Origin of the sequence: Paenibacillus sp. FSL W7-1332 (genome assembly GCF_037969785.1) — a bacterium.
Lineage (GTDB): Bacteria > Bacillota > Bacilli > Paenibacillales > Paenibacillaceae > Paenibacillus_AQ.
On the sequence record NZ_CP150209.1, the window covers coordinates 928016 to 947704 of the forward strand.

The following is a 19689-nucleotide window of genomic DNA, read 5'->3' on the forward strand; positions in this document are numbered from 1 at the left end:
GGATCGGCAGGTGAAGCTTGCAGCGAAGCTGCCGTTCACAGATCGTAAAATATGTGGAGTAAATGGTCATATTTTTGTAATGGGCCGTCTTAAAGGGTGAATTATAATAATCACACACCAGGCAGTAAACGCTTACAAATGGCGCCTGGTGAATGAAGGGATATGGGGGTCGCTTATTTATGCGTAAACGCTGGGGAAGAAACGCGGTCATCACGATGATCGCTTCCAGCTTGATGCTGGCCGGATGCAGTTCCGATGGAGGTTCGAAGAAAGAAGCTGCACCCGAAGGTACAGAGAATGTCGTTCATACTACAGGGTTTCCCATCGTAGATCAGACCGTAGATCTCAAGATGTTCACCCGGATTGCGCCCGTGAACGGTCCGTTCAAGGAGATGCCGGTGTTCCAGGATTACGAGAAACTGAGCAATGTGAAGGTCGAGTTCATCGAAGCGCCGACGGACGGCTTCCAGGAGAAGAAAAACCTGTTGTTCGCCTCCAATGAGCTGCCTGATGCCTTGTTCCGCTCCGGTCTGTCGCCGCTTGAGGCCGTTCGTTACGGATCGGCAGGACAGCTGATCCCGCTGGAAGGCCTTATCGATGAATATGCGCCAAATTTGAAAAAATTGATGGAGGAATATCCGGAAATTCGCGCGGGCATCACAACGCCGGAGGGGCATATCTATGCAATTCCGGGCATTGTAACGCTGGGCGCGGCGCGGACGGATAAGAAATGGATCAACCAGATGTGGCTGGAGAAGCTGAATCTGGAGGTGCCGCAGACGACGGACGAACTGTATGATGTTCTGCTTGCCTTCCGCGATGGTGACCCGAACGGTAACGGGAAGCAGGATGAAATTCCGATGACGGCCCGTGTCGGATTGGCGATCGTGGCTGCGATGAGCGGTTCATTCGGACTGGATACGCAGCTCGGATATAACATCAACATCGAGAATGACAAAGTCAGCATCTGGATGGGCAGCGACAAGAACAAAGAGATGCTCATGTACTTAAACAAGCTTTACAAGGAGAAGCTTCTGGATCCCGAGATTTTCTCCCACACCGAAGCGCAATATTTGGCCAAGCAGGGCTCGGGAAATACGGGATTCTTCTTTGACCAGACCAACAATAACTTCTTGTCGATTCAGGACCAGTACACCGGAATAGCACCTCCGGCTGGCCCGGGCGGAGATCGGATGCAAAGCCAGGCCTTGCCGATTGCACGGGATTTTGGAGCTTTTGCGATCACGTCCATTAATAAATACCCGGAAGTCACGATGCGCTGGATCGATTATTTCTATAGTGACGAAGGTTCGACGCTTCTGAGGTTCGGCAGGGAAGGGGAGCACTACGAGCTCAAGGACGGAATTCCGTACTACACGGAGGATTTCCTGAAGGATATTACCAATCAGGCCAAAATCACGCCTTATGCGGGAGGAGGGGCACCTCATCTCATCAGCGAACAGGTTGCCTCGTTCATCAATCCGCCGCAGGTACAGGAGGCGCAGCAGCAGCTGGATCCGTTCATGCCGAAGGTTCGTTATGCGGCTCCGATGTTTGACGAGCAAACCGCGCAGCAGGTCAACATTCTTCGCAACGATATCGACAAATACTACGAAGAGCAAAGCACGAAGTTCATTGTTGGCGCGCTTAGCTTCGACAAGTGGGGAGAATTCCAATCCACGCTCCAGAAGATGAAAATCGGCGAGCTGGAGAAATTGTATCAGGATGCCTATGACAAAATGCAGAAATAATGCTGCTACATCATGGATAAGGAGTGGATGCCCATGAAGCGTGTCAAAGCCGATTCATCGATGGCTCTGCCTCGAAGCGATTCGAGGCGGGGTTCCCGCCTATTAAGGCAAATGGCCAAGCGATATGACCTGTATCTCATGCTGCTTCTGCCGGTCGTCTGGTATCTGGTCTTTCACTATGGTCCGCTATACGGGCTGCAAATCGCGTTTAAAAATTTCAATCCGGCAAAAGGTATCCTCGGCAGCAGTTGGGAGGGCTTCGGGCATTTCGAACGCTTCTTTGATTCGTATTATTTCTGGCGGCTGCTGTGGAATACGCTGTCCATCAATTTGTTTTCCTTGTTGATTGCCTTCCCGATTCCGATCCTACTGGCGTTGATCATCAATGAAATACGCAGCAAGACCTTCAGCAAATGGCTGCAGAACATTACGTACATACCGCATTTTATTTCGGTGGTCGTGATCGTTGGCATTCTAAACGTGTTCCTCTCGCCCAATAGCGGTCCGATCAATCTGTTAATCGAGGCCGTCGGCGGTACGCCGATCCGTTTTCTTGAGGAAGCCGGCTGGTTCAAGACCATCTTTATCGGCTCTAACATCTGGCAGAACATGGGGTGGCAATCCATTATCTATATTGCGGCGCTGAGCGGGGTGAACCCGCAGCTCTACGAGGCGGCCAAGATGGACGGAGCATCGAGGCTGCGGCGCATCTGGCACATCTCTTTGCCAGGAATCGCGCCTGTCGTTATCATTTTGCTCATTTTGGATATCGGTCATTTCATGAACATTGGCTTTGAAAAAATACTGTTGATGCAGAACAACCTGAATCTGGAATCAAGCGACGTCATCTCCACGTTTGTCTACACGACAGGCATTTTAAAGGGAGAATACAGTTACACGGCTGCGATCGGACTGTTTAATTCGGTCATCAATCTGTTCCTGCTGCTGTTCGTAAACCGGATTGCGCGCAAGACGTCAGAGACAAGCTTATGGTAAAGGGGGGACGCGCCATGTCCAAGCCGTCGACAGTAAAAGAGGCCGCGAATGAACGGGTATTCGATGTCATCATATACGTGATCGCCGCGATCATTATCGTCATTGTGCTGTACCCGTTGATCTTTATTGTCAGCGCTTCGTTCAGTGATCCGACCAGGGTATTGAACGGCGAAGTCTGGCTGCTGCCGAAAGGCGTAACGCTGGATGCCTACACCAATATTTTGCAAAACGAAAAGATTTGGACGGGATATCGCAACACGATTATCTATACGGTCGTCGGCACAGTGATCAATATCATCATGACGATTTTGGCGGCCTACCCGCTATCAAGGCCTGACCTTCCGGGGCGAAATGCGATCATGGTGTTTATCACGCTGACGATGTTCTTCAGTGGAGGGTTGATTCCAACATATCTGCTGGTCAAGGATTTGGGAATGGTCGATTCGATGTGGGCGCTGATTGTTCCCGGCGCGATTGCCACTTACAATCTGATCGTGATGAGGACCTATTTCCAATCGAGCATTCCCTGGGAGCTGCAGGAGGCCGCCCATATCGACGGCTGTTCCAACTGGAGGCTGCTTTTCAGTATCATTCTCCCTCTATCCAAGCCGATCCTGGCGGTGATGGTGTTGTTTTATGCAGTCGGCCACTGGAATTCATTCTTTAATGCGCTCATCTATATTCGTAACGAGAATTTGCATCCGCTTCAGCTGGTGCTGCGCGAAATTTTGCTGATCAGCCAATCGGATGCCGTGGACGGCAGCGTGGGACTGGAAGAAAGCATCCTGCTTGCCGAAAGCATCAAATACGCGGTCATTATCGTCTCCAGTTTACCTGTACTGCTGATGTATCCGTTCGTGCAGCGGCATTTCGTTAAAGGCGTCATGATTGGCTCGATTAAAGGTTAATTTCCGATACCGATCGCACGGGCCAGCCTAAAATTGCTTGGGGAGGTTATATGTTGAATAAGAACGCAGCGATTACCATTGATTGCAGCCGCAAGAGCGAGCACACAATCAATCCTTACCTGTTCGGTCATTTTGTGGAGGATATTCGGGATCATATGGAGGCGATGCTTGCGTTTCCACTGAGGGACATGGATTTTGAAAGCGAGGCGGAGACCAAGACGCCGGTGTCGGGAAGCTGGCGCGCCTATACCAACGGGCGCAACACCGGGTACGCCATGGAAGCCCCGGCGCCCCGGCATTCGGGACGCGCCCAGCGCATCCGGATCCTGAGCGATGACGAAGCCTATGCCGGCATTGCGCAGAAAGCGGCATTAAAGGGTCCGATGAAGTATACGGTCCGGCTTGTTGCCCGCGCTTCCATCGAGCTTCAATACGCGATGGTCGAAGCCGTGGACCGGCGTACGGAAGAAACGCTTGGACAGCTTCGCGTGGAGCTCGGCAGCCACAACTGGCATGAATACGTGGGTGAGCTGTCGATCACACGCGCTTGCAGTGATGCCGAGATCCGGGTGTATGTTCCGGCCGAGCATCCAAGGTGGATCGATCACGTCTCCACCGGCATGCTCTGGATTGATCACGCGTCCCTGCTGCCGATCGATAGCATCGCGATGGTGAAGCGTGAAGTGATCGAGATGACGAGAGGGCTGAATGCGGGCATGATGAGGCTCGCGGGCAATTACATCAGCGCTTACCACTGGGAGCATGGCATCGGTCCGGTTCTGGAGAGACCGGTCATGTACAACGAAGCCTGGGGAGGATGGACCAGCAAATATTTCGGCACGGACGAATTCATCCGCTTTTGCCGCGAGCTGCAGGTGGAGCCCCTGATTTGCGTGAACGATGGATCGGGTACCCCTGAAGAAGCTGCGCAGTGGATCGAATACTGCAATGGGAGCGTGGATACACCCATGGGCGCTTTACGTGCCCGAAACGGTTTCCCTGAGCCATACAACGTCAAGTATTGGGAGATCGGCAATGAGGTATGGGGCCAATGGCAGGTCGGCACTTGTACGGCAGAACAGTTTGCGAAGCGGACCATATCGTTTGCCAAGGCCATGAAGGAGGCGGACGCTTCTATCGTGCTGCTGGCCTGCGGGCATTACGAGCAGGAATGGAACAAGGCCGTGCTGGATCTGGCCGGCGAGTATATGGACTACTTGACGCTGCATTTATATCACGGCTATGGCCCCTTCGGCATGAACCGGGATACGCCGGCAGAGGAACGCTATAAAGCGATCGCCTCTTATCCCGAGTGGACCCGGCACCATATCCGGAAGACAACGGAGTTGATCCGATCCCAGTCGAAGCATAGTCACGTGAAGCTGGCGATCACCGAATACAACACGATGTACTATCCAAATACGGTGCGAAAAGGGCTGCCGAACGAGCATACATTAGGTGCCGCGGTGGCCAATGCCGCCAACCTGAACGAAATGATTCGCTGCAGCGACATGGTGCATATCGGCAGCTTCTCCGATCTTGTGAATGGCTGGCTCGGAGGATGCATACGGGTCGGGGACTACTACGCGGATCAGTATTGCGGCAAGGAGCCCGGATGGAGCGGGCTTCCGCTCACGATTTACGGGACGCCGACCTATGAAGTGTTAAAGCTTTACGCGAATCGCGACGTCCGTCGTCTTCTCCCCGTCCAAGCGGAATGCGGCACTTTCTCCGTGGCCTCAAACAAGGAGACGCCTATGGAGCTTGATGCGCTTCCGGTACTGGACATTGTGGCCGGGACGAATGACGACGGCAGCCAAGTCACCGTATTTATCGTTAACCGCAGCCTGGAGGAGGTAACGGCCGTACTGGATCTGCAGGCCTTCGAAGCTTCCGGGGAATCGATCCTTTATGAAATCACCGGCAATTCTTACGATGATATAAACTCAGTGTTCCAGCCGGATCACATCGTGTGCCAGGAAAGTAAAGTGCCGGCAGAGGCATGGCAGCGGGGGCACCTGTTACGGCCTTCATCCATTTACGCACTTGAATTCAAAGCACGCTCATAGTGTGGCGCAAGGTACAAAGGAATGAAGTAAGCTTCTAAATGAATCGACCGCAAAAAAGTCGGAATGCGCTGGCAGCTTCCGGCTTTTTTTGGTGCAGGCGACGGTTAAAGCTTTGTCTTATCATAATGGATGACTCAGCAAAGGGAAACGGAGTTATAAAGGATTCATCGTTTAACTTATTTATGGGAAGTGTAATTAGAGACTAAATACAAGGATGGGGTGATTGAGATGTCAAACGGAACCGTAGTGAACCGGGAAGCGGTCGAGACCGTGAAGGATATTATCAAGGATATTGAAACGGCGATGTTCTCCACGATATCGGAGGGCGGGATCAACTCCAGACCGATGCAAACGCAGGATATCGAATTCGACGGCGATTTGTGGTTTTTGACGAAAAGGGACACCAGCAAATATCAAGAAATTATGGCTAATCCCAACGTCAATATCGCTTATGTCGGCAAATCCTATGTATCGATTCGGGGAACGGCCCAAGCCGTGGACGACCTAGAACGGAAAAAGGCGCTCTGGAACGCGGCATATGAGAAGTTTCTGCAGACGTCCTACGACGATCCTAACATTATTCTGATCAAGGTGGATACGGACACCGCAGAGTATTGGGAAACCGGAAACAAAACCAAAACGGTAAAAGCCTTCTTCAAGAAAATGGTGGGCCAAGAGCCGGAGGGCGACTCGGATATTAACAAAACCGTTGATCTCCATTGATTACGAGGTACGATAATTAGCAGAGGGAAAACCGCAGGATCCAGCCATGATCCTGCGGTTTTTTAATAGTATGTTAAATCCGCATGCGCATATCCTTCAAGACGGCGACCTTTTGATTTGTTTGGATAAGCACCGAGATTGTGAGCATTTTAATACATAACAGGACAGATTTAACATATATAAGAATATACCTCATCAAACAAGTGAGAATTATGTGAATTCGTATTGAAATCCGCTCCCAAACCATAACGTGCAACTGGATGGTTTGGCATCCGTTATGATATACTTTTTTCATAAATATGAAAAATAGATTCCAGGAGAGGAGGGAGTTCATTGGGAAGGCGTTATTGCAAATGGATCCGAATGCGGAATTAGGCTGTAATACTCTCATCTGCGAACTACCTCTTTTTTATGGAAATATCGTATATCGACATGACCTGTTCTGATGCCCAAACATAGGGCATTTAATTCAATCTGGAGGTGAATCCCTCTGAAGAGGGAAATTATTGGACATAATTACCATCACTAATTTAATCATTCTTGCCATACTGATTGCGTTGACAGCTTTTTTCGTGGCGTCCGAGTTCGCCGTTGTTAAAATCCGCATGTCGCGGATCGATCAATTGATTGTGGAAGGAAACAAGAAGGCGGTTGTTGCCAAAAAGGTAGCCGGCGATCTCGATTACTATCTCTCGGCCTGCCAGCTCGGCATTACGGTGACGGCGCTGGGGCTTGGGGCCATCGGCAAGCCGGCTGTTGAACGTTTCATGTACCCCGTATTCGATTGGTTTGACGTATCGGCTTCAACGGCCTCGATTGCCTCTTACGCCATTGCGTTCATTCTCGTTACATTTTTGCATGTCGTGGTGGGGGAGATGGCGCCCAAGACCTTGGCTATTCAATTCTCGGAAAAGACGACGCTGCTCCTTGCAGCCCCGCTGTATTGGTTCGGAAAGTTGATGTATCCGTTCATTTGGGCGTTGAATGGGGCCTCGCGCGTGCTGCTTCGTTCGTTCGGCGTGAAACCTGCTCCGCATGAGCAGGCTTATTCGGAAGAGGAACTGCGCATCGTCATGGCGCAGAGCTTTCAGGGCGGCGAGATCAATGGGACCAAGCTGGCTTACATGGAAAACGTGTTTTCGTTTGATGAGCGGGTGGCCAAAGACATTATGGTACCGAGAACGGATCTGATCACCCTGGATAAAGGAATGAAATACCCGGACATCGTCCGTATCCTGGATGAGCACAACTATACGAGGTACCCTGTCATCGAGGATGGGAGCAAGGACCGGGTGGTTGGCGTCGTCAACGTGAAAAAGATGCTGCCCCACATCGTGGCCGGACGAGAACGCAAGCTGGAGGAATTCGTTCGGGACCTCCCGGTCGTGCTTGAAAATACACCGATCCAGGATGCCATGTTGAAAATGCAGCAGGAGCGGATGCATATGGCTCTGGTGATTGATGAATACGGCGGTACGGCCGGGATTCTGACCCTTGAGGATGTGCTGGAAGAGATCGTAGGGGAAATTCGCGACGAATTCGACGAAGATGAAGTAGCGGATATCCGGAAGATTGGGGAACGCGAATACCTGATTAGCGGACGGGTTCTCTTGGAGGAGCTTGAGAAGCGCTTCGGCTTGGTATTCGAGGATAACGAGGAGATGGATACGATCGGCGGCTGGATACAGTACAAGAAAGGCACAACAGCTCAAGACGGCGATGAGATTCAGCATGGCGAGCATATATGGGCCGTAGCGGAAACGGATAATTTTCAGATCAAACACGTCATTCTCAGACACGGATGATCCAGGAAGGGCATGATCTCCTGTACATTCAGACCATAACTTTTTTGGAGGTGAATCCCTCGCAAGAGGGAAATTATTGGACGGAATAATCGCATTAAACTTATTTTTGGTTGCCGTGTTCATAGGACTGACTGCATTTTTCGTTGGCGCCGAATTCGCCATCTTGAAGGTGCGGCTGTCCCGGATCGATCAATTGATCGCAGAAGGGAATAAACGGGCGGTTACGGCCAGAAAGGTAGCCCATGAGCTGGATTACTACTTGTCCGCCTGCCAGCTTGGAATTACGATTACGGCCCTCGTGCTGGGCGCGCTGGGCGAGCCGACCGTCGAAAGGATGCTCCATCCGCTGTTTGAACGATTCGACGTGCCGGCGGCCGCTGCAACGGTACTTTCTTATGCCATTGCTCTTGGGATCATTACATTCCTGCACGTCGTCATCGGGGAACTGGCACCAAAGACATTGGCGATCCAATTTGCCGAGAAAATGACGCTGCTGCTGGCATCTCCCCTGTATTGGTTTGGGAAGATCATGTATCCGTTCATCTATGCACTGAATGGAGCTTCGCGTCATCTGCTTCGACTATTCGGTGTAAAGCCGGCAGGGCATGAAACGGTCCATTCCGAAGAGGAATTGAAGTGGATTGTGGATCAGAGCTACGAGAGCGGCGAAATTAACCAGACCGAGATGGGGTATTTGACCAATATATTTGCTTTTGAAGAGCGCACTTTGCGGGAAATCATGGTCCCGAAAGATCGCATCGTCACGGTAGAACGAGGGTGGCCCCTTGCCAATATCCTGGAAGTTCTCGGCGATTACGACTATACCCGTTATCCGGTGACGGAAGCGGGACGTGCGGAGGATTTCATCGGGTTTATCCATACGAAAGAGATGCTGACGGGCATAGCGGCCGGGAGAAACTGCAGCGTGAATGACTTTATTCATGACATGCCGCGTTTTCCGGAGTCTTCTTCGATTAAGGACGTCCTGATCAAGATGCAGCAAATCCGCGTTCATATGGCCGTCGTCACGAACGAATCCGACGAGGTGATCGGTCTGGTGACGATGGAGGATATTCTGGAGGAAATCGTGGGTGACATCCGGGACGAATCGGATCGCCGCGAGCTGCAGGGTGCACAGGTCTAAGCGATGGCGAAATAGCATCGGGGACGTTCTAAGAGATAATGCCTTTTGCTACCCGCTCGGTAGTGAGAGGGCATGCTCTTGCGGGATCATGAGAAGAGCAGCTTCAATACGAAGCTGCTCTTTTTTGTATTTTTTCCTATTGATTAGGTTCAGCGTGCTACCCCCATCGTAAAGCCGAAGCTGTACGTACGGTTCGCTGGCAGCGTGAATTCTTCATGGATTGGCGCTCCCCAGCTGTCGTCGCCGCCTACGCCCATTTGTTTGTAGTTTATGCGCAGGACGGTTTTATCGCTTGGCGGGAGCTTGTACGCATGGTCGCTGCCCTCGAGTTCCTCCGGCGTCCACGGCAGGGCGCACAACTCCATGAGGGAGGAGCTTTCGAACCGCAGACCTTCCCCGCTGCTTCCTTCGGTAAGGCTCGCGAAGCGGACATCCGTTTTGTTTCCGCATTCTTGAGGTCTCAAATAAGGAACGAACTGATCGGCGACTCTTCCCGTGTATCGACCGATTTTGGCTCCCGTCTTTCGGTCCCAATAATTATCATGAGGCCCCCGGCCGTACCAGCTGAGTTTATCGAGGCCTTCATCCAGCAAGAACAGCATGCCGATTTCCGGGATGTCAGGCAGACCGCTGCCCGGGACAAAGGTTTCTTGCACGCGGATGGTTCCATCCGGAAAGATTCGATACTCCAAGGTCAGTCCGGATATAGGAGTCGTCTCGATCTGGTAGTGACTGGAGACCACGACGGCAGGACCTTCCGTATGCCAGCGCAGGGACAGCAGTTTCCGCCGGTCGTGGGCCGTTCTCCACACGCCGCAGCGTTCAGGGAGCCGGTTGCCCAGATCGTTATCAGTCACGGCTCGCCAGAAATTCGGTCTGGCCGGCGCCAGCAGGTACTCCTTGCCGGATCGCGCGTAAGATGTCAGATCGCCGGTGCCCAGGTGGAAGCGTAACGAAACGGCTGAACCCGCGATGAGAAGCTCTTCCTCCGATTCGGTAACTTCCAGAGTCTTCGCGTTTGAAAGAGCGTCCGTTTCCGATCTATTCGCTATATAGGGCGTTAGCTCAAACTGCTCCCAAGCCTCTTCATGTCCTGCGGCTGCCCACTTGGCGCTCTCCCTACGAACCAGGGAGACGGTGAGCACCGCTTCCTTTCCACCGTCCTCTATAGGGGAATACGGAATCTCGATTTCGGTATGGTCACCGGGCTGGAGCGAGAGCTGGAGCGTGCCGGATTGGCTTTCTTCTCCGTTCAGCTGAATGTTCCATCTCACAAGATACTGATCGAGATTGGTGAACAAGAAACGGTTGCTGACCCGAATCCGACCAACAGCAATGTCCAAACATTCGAACTTGACGTTCTGGTAGCATTTTTTCACTTCGTCCAGCTTGGGGGTTTTGCTGCGGTCCGCGAAGATCAGCCCGTTTCCGCTGAAATTGCCGTCATGCGGCTTTTCGTTGAAATCCCCGCCATACGCTAAATATTCGATACCGTCGGCCGTTTGGGTACGGATCGCTTGATCAATCCAGTCCCATATAAAGGCTCCCTGTAAAATGTCATACTTCTCAAACAGCTCCCAATACAGGTGAAGACCGCCGCAGGAATTGCCCATCGCGTGACTGTATTCGCAAATGATGTAAGGCTTGCTCGGGTTGCTGGTTGCATACTTCTCCACTTCCTGAGGTTTTGCATACATGGTGGATTCCATATCGCTAGCCGCCTCGGACGCCCTGTAATGAAAGATCCCTTCATAGTGAACGAGCCGCGATGGATCGGCCTCCTTCAGGAAATCGTGCATCGCAATGAAGTTGTCGCCTCCGAAGGATTCATTGCCAAGCGACCAGATGATGACGGAGGGGTGGTTCTTGTCTCGTTGAAACATCGATTGGCAGCGATCCAAAACATTGTCGCGCCACTCGAGCTTGCTGCCGGGGACCGTTTCTTTCAGTTCCTGCTGCCCATACTCCCATGTTCCGTGCGTCTCCAGATTCGTCTCATCGATCACGTATAAGCCATATTCATCGCAGAGATCATACCATGCGGATTGATTCGGGTAATGGGAGGTCCGTACCGCATTAATGTTATGCGTCTTCATCAGCTCAATATCGGTGATCATGTCTTCGCGGCTAAGCGCCCGTCCGGTATCCGGGGAGAATTCATGCCGGTTCACGCCTTTGAACAGAATGCGCTGACCATTAATGCGCATCAATCCGTCCTTCAGCTCGAAGCGGCGGAAGCCGGTGCGGCAGCTTACGGCTCCAAGGCATGCTCCGTCCGTATCCTTTAATGCAAGAACGACGGTATACAGATAAGGCGATTCCGCGCTCCATTTTCTTGGTTCGGGGACGTTCATGCTCAGGGTGAAGGTACTCTCCTCCAGAATGTAATCCGCTATGGCGAGCGTTTGTTTCCGAACCAGCTGACGGTCCTGGTCGTATAGCAGCGCCTCAAGCTGAAGCTTGTCCTTATCGATGGTTTCATTAAAGTAATTCGTAACGGTTGCATCAATCTCGAGCTCGGCATCCCGGTATTCGTCATCAAGAACCGGCCGCACGAAGAAATCGGAGATATGGATGGCCGGGGCGGAATAGAGGTAGACCTCGCGGAAAATCCCGCTAAGCCTCCAGAAATCCTGATCCTCCAGCCAGCTCGCGTCACACCAGCGATACACTTCTACAGCCAATTTATTCTCGCCATCGATTAGATAGGGCGTAATATCGAACTCGGCCGGCGTAAACGTATCTTCGCTGTATCCGACCATCTCGCCGTTCACCCATACATAGAAAGCGGATTCAACACCTTGGAAGCTAATATACACGGGCTGCTCCTTCCAAGTGTCCGGCACCGTAAATTCACGGATGTAGGAGCCTACGGGATTGTATCGCGTTGGCGCGAAGGGGGCTTTCAATTCCGGCTCCGATTCGGACCAGGGGTATCTAACATTTGTATATTGAGGATAGTCATAGCCTTGAAGCTGCCAATGGGAAGGGACGGGCATATCGGCCCAGCTGCCGGAATCATAATCGACCTCATAGAAATTCTGGATGCGCTTGTCAGGGGTTTCGGCAAACGCAAACTTCCACATCCCGTTCAATGACTGATACCAGGGGGACATGGAGTGGGCACGGTCCAGCGCCTCAGACTCCGATGGGAACGTCATCATGTAAGCATGGGCTTTGTGACGGTTCAGCTGAAAAATATTCGGATTATTATTCCATTCGGGATAACCGTTTGCAGGTGCCTGGTAAATGAATTTGGTACGCAATGTGCTCAGCTCCTCCTAGATTATGGTTTCCTTCTACTGTCAGTATAGAGGTTAATTCGCTCCAAGAGTATAAAGAAGTTGCGTTTTTCTATTAAAAAAGACAGCTTGATTTACTCACCAGAGTGTTCAGCGGAGGGGGACCGAGCCTTTTTTGGCTGCAGGCCGTATGTTGATGTGCGAGTTCATCTCCAGGCATTTCACGGTTTACACTCGAGAAAGTTTATGAAACAATAGTTAGTAAATGATCATTCACTAACTATGGGGAGGAGATTACGCATGGTAAGACCTCGCGAATTTCAAGATGAGGCTATCTTCTACGGTGTCTACCGGGCACTGTCCAAAAAAGGATACGGACAAGCAGCATTAACCGACATCACACATGAAGTGAATATTTCACCGGCAGCCTTAATGAAGCGATTCGGTTCGAAGAAGAATTTGTTTCTGGCCTATAGCGATTATGTTATTGAACTAACCAGATATGCCTTCCAGGAGGCTAGCCTATCCGATCAATCGAGACTTGATGCACTAAAGGCCGTATTTATGCATGCGGTTTCCCATATGAAAGATCCTGTTGAATTGGCGAACCATACTTCCTTCTATTTAGAAGGGACGAATGACCCCGATTTGATGGAGAAAACCCGGTACCGACTGCAGCTGATCGATGCGTTTACCCGACAGTTGCTGAGCCAGGCGATTACGAACAAAGAAATCGCAGAATGCGACGTGGCTATGGTTAGCCGGGTACTGCAAGCCGCTATCAGCGGGGCTATGATGATCTGGATTAAAGAGTCAAACCGAACGTTGGAGGAACTGTTTGATGAGTGCTTTCAGGTGATATTTGCTCCGTTACGGAATGTCGGTACGCAATCTTTTCAAATATAGCAAGGAGGATGGTTATATGCCGATTTTCAAAGGAAGGGAAGTCGATCTGTACTATGAAGTAAAGGGAGAAGGAAAGCCGCTTGTTTTTACGCATGGTGCCTCATGGAATCATGAACAATGGCGGCCGCAAGTCGATTATTTCTCACGTCAGTATCAGACCTTGGTATGGGATATCCGGGGGCATGGTTCCTCTTCCTTGCCGGACGGAAAGGTGGATTCGGAGGATTTCAGCAGGGATTTGGCGGATCTGCTAAGCGGACTGGGCATTGAAAAAGCGATTCTTTGCGGGCTGTCCCTGGGCGGGCATATTTCGCTGCAGACGGCCGTTCGCTATCCTGAGAAGGTTGCAGCCCTGGTACTGATCGGCACGCCGTTCACGAATGCGTTCAATTGGTATGAGCGAATGTTCGTGCCGCTGAATCGCTGGTCAAGTTACTTGATGCCGATGTCCTTATCGGGAAAATGGCAAGCGAAAATGCTGTCCAAGTACAACAAGAGTAACCAAGCTTATATAGAGAAAGCCTTTTGCTCCATCCCGCATTCCAACTGGGTTCGGATATGGGATGCAGTGACCCGAATGGACAGCACGCAGGATCTGCATAAGATCCATTGTCCGACCTTGCTTCTTCAAGGAGAGAGCGACACGATGATCCGAAGGCAGCAGGCGTACATGCAGGAGAGAATGGCGAATTCGCGATTAAGAATCATCCGGAACGCTCACCATGCAACGAATATGGATAATCCGGATGAAGTGAATGAATCCATCACTTCATTTCTGAAGGAGAACGCGATGTAGTCTTATGACCAGAAGGGGGCTTTACAGCTTGACGCGCTCATCTGGTAATAGGTACAATATGTAAAACCTACTTTAAGGAGAGATTTATTGTTCTTAACTTTGTTTGAACCTATAGGTTCTGAGGAACGCCTGACATAGCCGCCATTGGCTAGGTTTAGTTCAAGGTGCATTCTTCAGCCGGATATGGAGGAGTTAAGAACTGCGGAGATCAAGGAAGCCTTGGGTAGGCTATCCTATTTGCGTCTTGAATCCGCGTTGCTTCTGCAGCGCGGATTTTTTATTAGATTATTGAATTTGTAAGTTTTCAGCTAAGCTGAACCATTCGATAATCGCAAGAAAACTTCATCTAAACGCGGTCTGTCATCTATGAAGTGCGTTGATTGATGTTTTTCTTATGGATGCAATTAGCATATAGACTTCATATAAAGGCGGAGAATGACTCAAGTTCATTTTCCGCCTGTTTATGTTTTCTAATAAAAATAAATGTTAAGAAGGACAGGTGAACACATCATGGAACTGGAAACAAAACGTTTGCTGCTTAAAACATTGGATTTGGATTTGATTGACGCGGCATCGCGCCGGGATCCGAAGGCATTCGAGGATTTAGGATACCACAGTAACGGCGAATGGCCGGGCACCGACTTTTATGAGGCATTGCCTTTTTTCCGGGAGTTGTTGGTCAAGAATAAGGGTACGCGGGGGTTTGATTCATGGATTATGGTAGACAAGGCCACGCGCGATATTGTCGGCGGCATCGGATTCTTGGGAGATCCTGATCCGGAGGGCAGAATCGAAATCGGCTTTGCGACCAATCCAAGCCATCAGCGACAAGGTTACTGTCATGAAGCGGCGCAGAAACTATTGGATTGGGCTTCGGGGCAGCGGGACGTCAAATCCATCATCGCTAGATGCGAACCCGGAAATGCGGCTTCTCAGCATGTTTTGCTTAAACTGGGATTCCAGAAGAGTCACGAGGATTCGGAAATCATACACTGGATATATCCGAACTAAAGGGGGGGAGCGGCGATCGGCGCCCTCCTTCATTGACACCCCCAAATAGGGTTGCTACAATTTTAAGTATATATCCATCGGAATACAAGGGTTAGCAAGGAGGGGACGAACTTGAATCGATCCGGTTCCACAGATCCATTCATACGTAATGAACGCGAAGCCATGATCGCAGCTCGGTCCGATAAGCTTGGGGCGAAATTCGCGGAAAGAGCTCCACGGCACGATTTGGAGGGTTCGTTTCCGTTCGAAAATTTTGATGATCTGAAGGAGTCGGGTTATCTGAAGCTGACCGTCCCGGCATCCTATGGAGGAGACGAAGCCTCCGTATACGAAATGGTGCTTGCCCAGGAACGACTCGCCAGAGGCGACGGCTCTACGGCGCTGGCGGTTGGTTGGCATATCGGGCAAATACTCCAGCTGCGCCTATCCGAGGCTTGGCCGGAACCTTTATTTGAGAGGCTGTGCAAGGACGTTGTAGCTGAAGGCGTGCTCATTAATGAACTGGCAAGCGAACCTGCGACAGGAAGTCCCAGCCGGGGTGGGAGGCCGGAGACCACGGCACGGCGAGTGTCGGGCGGCTGGCGCATTACCGGACGCAAAACCTTCAGCACATTAAGCCCGATCTTGAAGCAGTTTGTGGTTACGGCCGGTATCGAGCATAGCGAGAAGGTTGGTGCATTCCTCGTTCGAAGTGGACCCGGGGTCAAGGTCGAGGAAACCTGGAATACGATGGGCATGCGCGCTACGGGAAGCCATGACATGATTTTGGAGGACGTCTTCGTGCCGGAGGCGGAAGTGATTCGGGGACTCGATTATGAGAAGCCTGAATTTCCCGTGCCGACGGAAGGCATTCTGCTTCACATACCGGCATGTTATATGGGGATTGCTTATGCCGCGCGCAATTTTGCCATCGATTTTGCCCGTCATCATAAACCGAACTCCTTGACGGTCCCTATTGCCGAATTGCCGAATATCCAAAGACATATCGCCGAAATCGAAGTGGACCTGCTTACGGCCCGCAGTTATTTATATCAAACCGCCGACCGCTGGGACAAGGAAGTGAAGAACCGCCCTGCGCTTAAGCCTGAGCTGGGTCTTGCCAAATATGTTGTGACCAATGCAGCGCTCCGGATTGTCGATCATGCGATGCGGATCGTTGGAGGATTGAGTCTCTCCCGGCAGCTTCCGTTGGAACGAATGTACAGGGATGTCCGGGCGGGTCTTCATAATCCGCCCATGGACGATGTCGTGCTGACGAATCTGGCCAACCGGGCTATTTCGGAAGTTGAGGAGAAGGGGAAGTAAGACGCTTGATCCGATTGAATGGGAAGCATGGATTGCATATGAATTCGTGAAGGATCTATGGATAGAAACCGCTGGAGAGGGATGTCTCCGGCGGTTTTTTGCGCTGGATAGAGGATCTTCTTCGTGACTCCATTAAAAATCTCCACATCGTTAGTCTCCCCTGCTTCATATACATACACTTGGGTTAGGATGGCGGGCTAACGGGTATAAAACCTATCAGTACGTGCTGCAACAGGGTCAATCAAGATCCGATCGTCAGGCGTTAAGATGAAAGGAGATATGGACCATGGATTCTGTACTGTATTTGGGCTTGGCCGTTGTATATGCTGCGCTGCTTCTGTATGGGTGCGTGGTGTTGAAGCGTGATTCTTCGCCGGGTCTTCGGTATTTGCTGCTGATCGTGACGGCCGGACTGGTCTGGGATAATTGCGTGATCGGCATCGGGAAATACATCGGGGAGGGGGATCTGCTGGAGGGGCTGAACTTTACGCGTTTCTGGGTGCATGCGTTGGCAACGCCGCTGCTTGTGCTCGTGTCGTTCGATCTGATCCGCAAGGCAGGAAGCCCTTGGGCCAACAAGCGGGCTGCCGCTTGGGGAGCCTGGATATTGACCGCAGCGCTTATTGTGCTGGAGGTGTTGACGGAGACGCTGCCGCTTAAGCTCCAGCCTTCCATGGAATACGGAGCGCTTCGTTATGTTCCGACCGAATCCGGGGGGCCGCCGCTCATGGTCATCCTGATCCTGATCCCTCTGCTGATGGCAGGCGTTATCGTATGGCGGAGGAGAAAGACGCCGCTGTTGTTTATCGGTACGGTGCTGATGGCTGCCGGGAGCGCCATTTCGATTCCGATCGAAAGTTCGGCTGCCACGAACGTATTTGAGCTGCTTCTCCTCTTATCCTTGTGGCTGACGGTTCGCAAGCTGGCCTCCTACCGTACGTTGTCTTTTCGGTAGTTGCTTTTTATGATGTGCTGAGGCCCGTTGGCATACCGTCACATTCAGCAAACCTTCAGCTGAGCCTAAGCCTGGCATAACGTTGCCCTAAGTTTACTTTCAGATTCCCTCTCTATACTTCAAATTGTAAGACAAACCATGAACCTAAGGAGAGATGACGATGAATCCGATTAGTAAAAAAGTATTAGTAAGCAGTATGGCAGCAGCGATTGTGCTAGGGGGAGCCGGGTATCTTCAGAGCAAGGCTTTTGCCGCGACGAGCACAGACGCTTCCACCTCGGTATCCGAGGATGGACAGACGGGGACAGGCTCATCAGCTGCCGATGCAGGCAAGAACCGAGATGGAAAGTGGATGGAACGTAAGGGTGGCGGTCCTCGCGGCGCAAACATCGTCAAAGAGACGGCCGAAGTTCTTGGGCTCACGGAGGCAGAGATTCGCACAGCGCTTGAAGCAGGCAGCACATTTGTTGAAATTGCCGAAGGCAAAGGAATAACCCAATCCGTGTTTGTGCAGAAGTTGACCGTTCTGGAAACCGCCAAGATTGATGAACGCCTGAGTGAAGGCAGCATTACGGAAACCGAAGCAGCCGAGTGGAAAGAGGGGCTGAGCGACCGTCTTACTCAAATCGTGGAGAGCAGCGAAGCCGGTTTTGGAAAAGGCCATGGCAAAGGCAGCCGAGGCTTCGGCACATTCGGTAAACCGGAGGAACTTGCAGCTCTGCTTGGATTATCTGAGGACGAATTGAAGGCAGAAATGAAGGAAGGGCAGTCGCTAGCCGAGATCGCGGCCGCGAAGGGGATTACGGAGGATCAATTGATTCAGAAGCTGAAGGATCAAATGACCGAGCCGTTGAAGCAGTGGGTGAACGAGAAGTATACGAACGCTCATGAGGCAGCAGATCCTGCGGCAGACACGGAAGCGGACGCGGAGTAACATACTGAAGTGGATCGTAGGGGAGACTGGATGATATTCTGTTGAGAATACATTCAGTTTCTTTTTTATTTAAGAAATTTAAAATTTTTTTGCACAGCGTGTTGACCTTAACGTTACGTAAAGGTGTACATTGATGTTGTCAGGAGGTGAGAAACCATGGAATACACGGTGCAGAAGCTTGGAAGGTTGGCAGGAATAAGTACCCGGACGCTCCGTTATTACGATGAGATCGGTATTCTGAAGCCGGCCAGAATCAACTCGTCGGGATATCGGATTTATGGGCAGGAGGAGGTCAATCAATTGCAGCAGATCTTGTTTTACCGGGAGCTCGGGCTTCAATTGGACGATATCAAAGAGATTATGACTTCACCATCCTTCAACCGAATCAAGGCGCTCCAAGAACACCATGCGCAGCTCCTAGACAAAAGAAGGCAATTGGATTTGCTGATTACCAATGTGGAGAACACGATCGCCTCCGCCGAAGGGAGAATAACCATGAGTGACCAAGAGAAATTTGAAGGATTCAAGCAGAAGCTGATTGATGATAATGAGAAGAAATACGGTAAGGAGATTCGCGAGAAGTATGGCGATGAGATTGTAAATAAATCCAATGCCCAGCTGAAGAATATGACGCAAGAACAGCATGAGGAAATAACGCGCCTGGCTGATGAGCTGTACGAGACGCTGGCCGAAGCGTTTAAGCAAGGCGATCCTGCCAGTGAGCTGGCCCAAAAGGCGGCCGATCTTCACAAGCGCTGGCTCACTTATTATTGGAACGATTACAGCAAAGAGGCCCACGCAGGTCTCGCCCAGATGTATGTTGACGATGAGCGCTTTACCGCTCATTACGATGAGAAGCAGCCTGGAACGGCGGTATTCCTCCGCGATGCGATTCTGGTCTATACGGGCATGAACTCTTCATCATAGTTAGGCAGCCTGACATGATGACAGGACCCTTTCCCTGCGCTTTAACACGCAGAGGAGAGGGTCTTTTTTAATATGAATGTCCGAAAATCCCCGCCTTGAGATCAACAAAGAATCGCCGCGAATAAGAAATGACGTAACCGCCCAGGTTAGGTGCAGCATTTTCCACAATTAACCTCTTGTATTGGATGGGGAAGTAATGGTTAGATGAAACGTGGAC

General features: G+C 51.2%; 15 protein-coding genes. 14 read left to right on the forward strand and 1 reads right to left on the reverse strand.

Annotated features, from left to right (window positions below; translation table 11 throughout):
* The first annotated feature begins 179 nt into the window (after positions 1-179).
* From MKX98_RS04005 to MKX98_RS04035, 7 genes are all read left to right on the forward strand, one after another.
* Positions 180-1751, forward strand: coding sequence for an extracellular solute-binding protein (locus MKX98_RS04005; RefSeq protein ID WP_194540836.1), 1572 nt, complete (start codon positions 180-182; stop codon positions 1749-1751).
* A gap of 33 nt (positions 1752-1784) precedes the next feature.
* Positions 1785-2747 carry an ABC transporter permease subunit gene (locus MKX98_RS04010; RefSeq protein WP_194540837.1) on the forward strand — a complete coding sequence of 321 codons (963 nt, stop codon included), beginning with the start codon at positions 1785-1787 and terminating at the stop codon, positions 2745-2747.
* Between the two features lie 14 nt (positions 2748-2761).
* Entirely contained in the window at positions 2762-3655 is an 894-nt protein-coding gene (locus MKX98_RS04015) for a carbohydrate ABC transporter permease (protein ID WP_071221947.1), read from the forward strand.
* Positions 3656-3708: 53 nt separating this feature from the next.
* Positions 3709-5724, forward strand: a complete 2016-nt coding sequence (locus tag MKX98_RS04020) for an alpha-L-arabinofuranosidase C-terminal domain-containing protein (RefSeq protein WP_339224306.1) — start codon at positions 3709-3711, stop codon at positions 5722-5724.
* A gap of 228 nt (positions 5725-5952) precedes the next feature.
* Positions 5953-6447, forward strand: coding sequence for a pyridoxamine 5'-phosphate oxidase family protein (locus tag MKX98_RS04025; protein ID WP_339224308.1), 495 nt, complete (start codon positions 5953-5955; stop codon positions 6445-6447).
* 506 nt (positions 6448-6953) lie between these two features.
* A complete protein-coding gene (locus tag MKX98_RS04030; RefSeq protein ID WP_194540839.1) occupies positions 6954-8252 on the forward strand; it encodes a hemolysin family protein in 1299 nt (432 codons plus the stop codon).
* A 76-nt stretch (positions 8253-8328) separates the two neighbouring features.
* Positions 8329-9396, forward strand: coding sequence for a hemolysin family protein (locus MKX98_RS04035; RefSeq protein ID WP_194540840.1), 1068 nt, complete (start codon positions 8329-8331; stop codon positions 9394-9396).
* A gap of 149 nt (positions 9397-9545) precedes the next feature.
* Here the strand turns inward: MKX98_RS04035 and MKX98_RS04040 are convergent, their stop codons facing one another.
* Entirely contained in the window at positions 9546-12662 is a 3117-nt protein-coding gene (locus MKX98_RS04040) for a glycoside hydrolase family 2 TIM barrel-domain containing protein (RefSeq protein WP_220686608.1), read from the reverse strand.
* A 276-nt stretch (positions 12663-12938) separates the two neighbouring features.
* Here MKX98_RS04040 and MKX98_RS04045 point away from each other — a divergent pair, with 276 nt between their 5' ends.
* The 7 genes from MKX98_RS04045 (at position 12939) to MKX98_RS04075 (ending at position 19472) form a co-directional block, all read left to right on the forward strand.
* A complete protein-coding gene (locus MKX98_RS04045; protein WP_339221524.1) occupies positions 12939-13544 on the forward strand; it encodes a TetR/AcrR family transcriptional regulator in 606 nt (201 codons plus the stop codon).
* Positions 13545-13560: 16 nt separating this feature from the next.
* The gene (locus MKX98_RS04050) at positions 13561-14340 is read left to right on the forward strand and encodes an alpha/beta hydrolase (RefSeq protein WP_220686606.1); all 780 of its coding nucleotides are present in this window, start codon (positions 13561-13563) and stop codon (positions 14338-14340) included.
* A gap of 507 nt (positions 14341-14847) precedes the next feature.
* A complete protein-coding gene (locus tag MKX98_RS04055) occupies positions 14848-15351 on the forward strand; it encodes a GNAT family N-acetyltransferase (protein WP_194545043.1) in 504 nt (167 codons plus the stop codon).
* A 111-nt stretch (positions 15352-15462) separates the two neighbouring features.
* Complete coding sequence (locus MKX98_RS04060) at positions 15463-16656, forward strand: acyl-CoA dehydrogenase family protein (protein ID WP_339221525.1); 1194 nt, start codon at positions 15463-15465, stop codon at positions 16654-16656.
* Between the two features lie 286 nt (positions 16657-16942).
* The gene (locus tag MKX98_RS04065) at positions 16943-17611 is read left to right on the forward strand and encodes a hypothetical protein (protein ID WP_339221527.1); all 669 of its coding nucleotides are present in this window, start codon (positions 16943-16945) and stop codon (positions 17609-17611) included.
* A 160-nt stretch (positions 17612-17771) separates the two neighbouring features.
* Positions 17772-18545, forward strand: a complete 774-nt coding sequence (locus MKX98_RS04070) for a hypothetical protein (RefSeq protein WP_339221529.1) — start codon at positions 17772-17774, stop codon at positions 18543-18545.
* A gap of 156 nt (positions 18546-18701) precedes the next feature.
* Positions 18702-19472, forward strand: a complete 771-nt coding sequence (locus MKX98_RS04075; protein ID WP_194540847.1) for a MerR family transcriptional regulator — start codon at positions 18702-18704, stop codon at positions 19470-19472.
* Positions 19473-19689 lie beyond the last annotated feature (217 nt).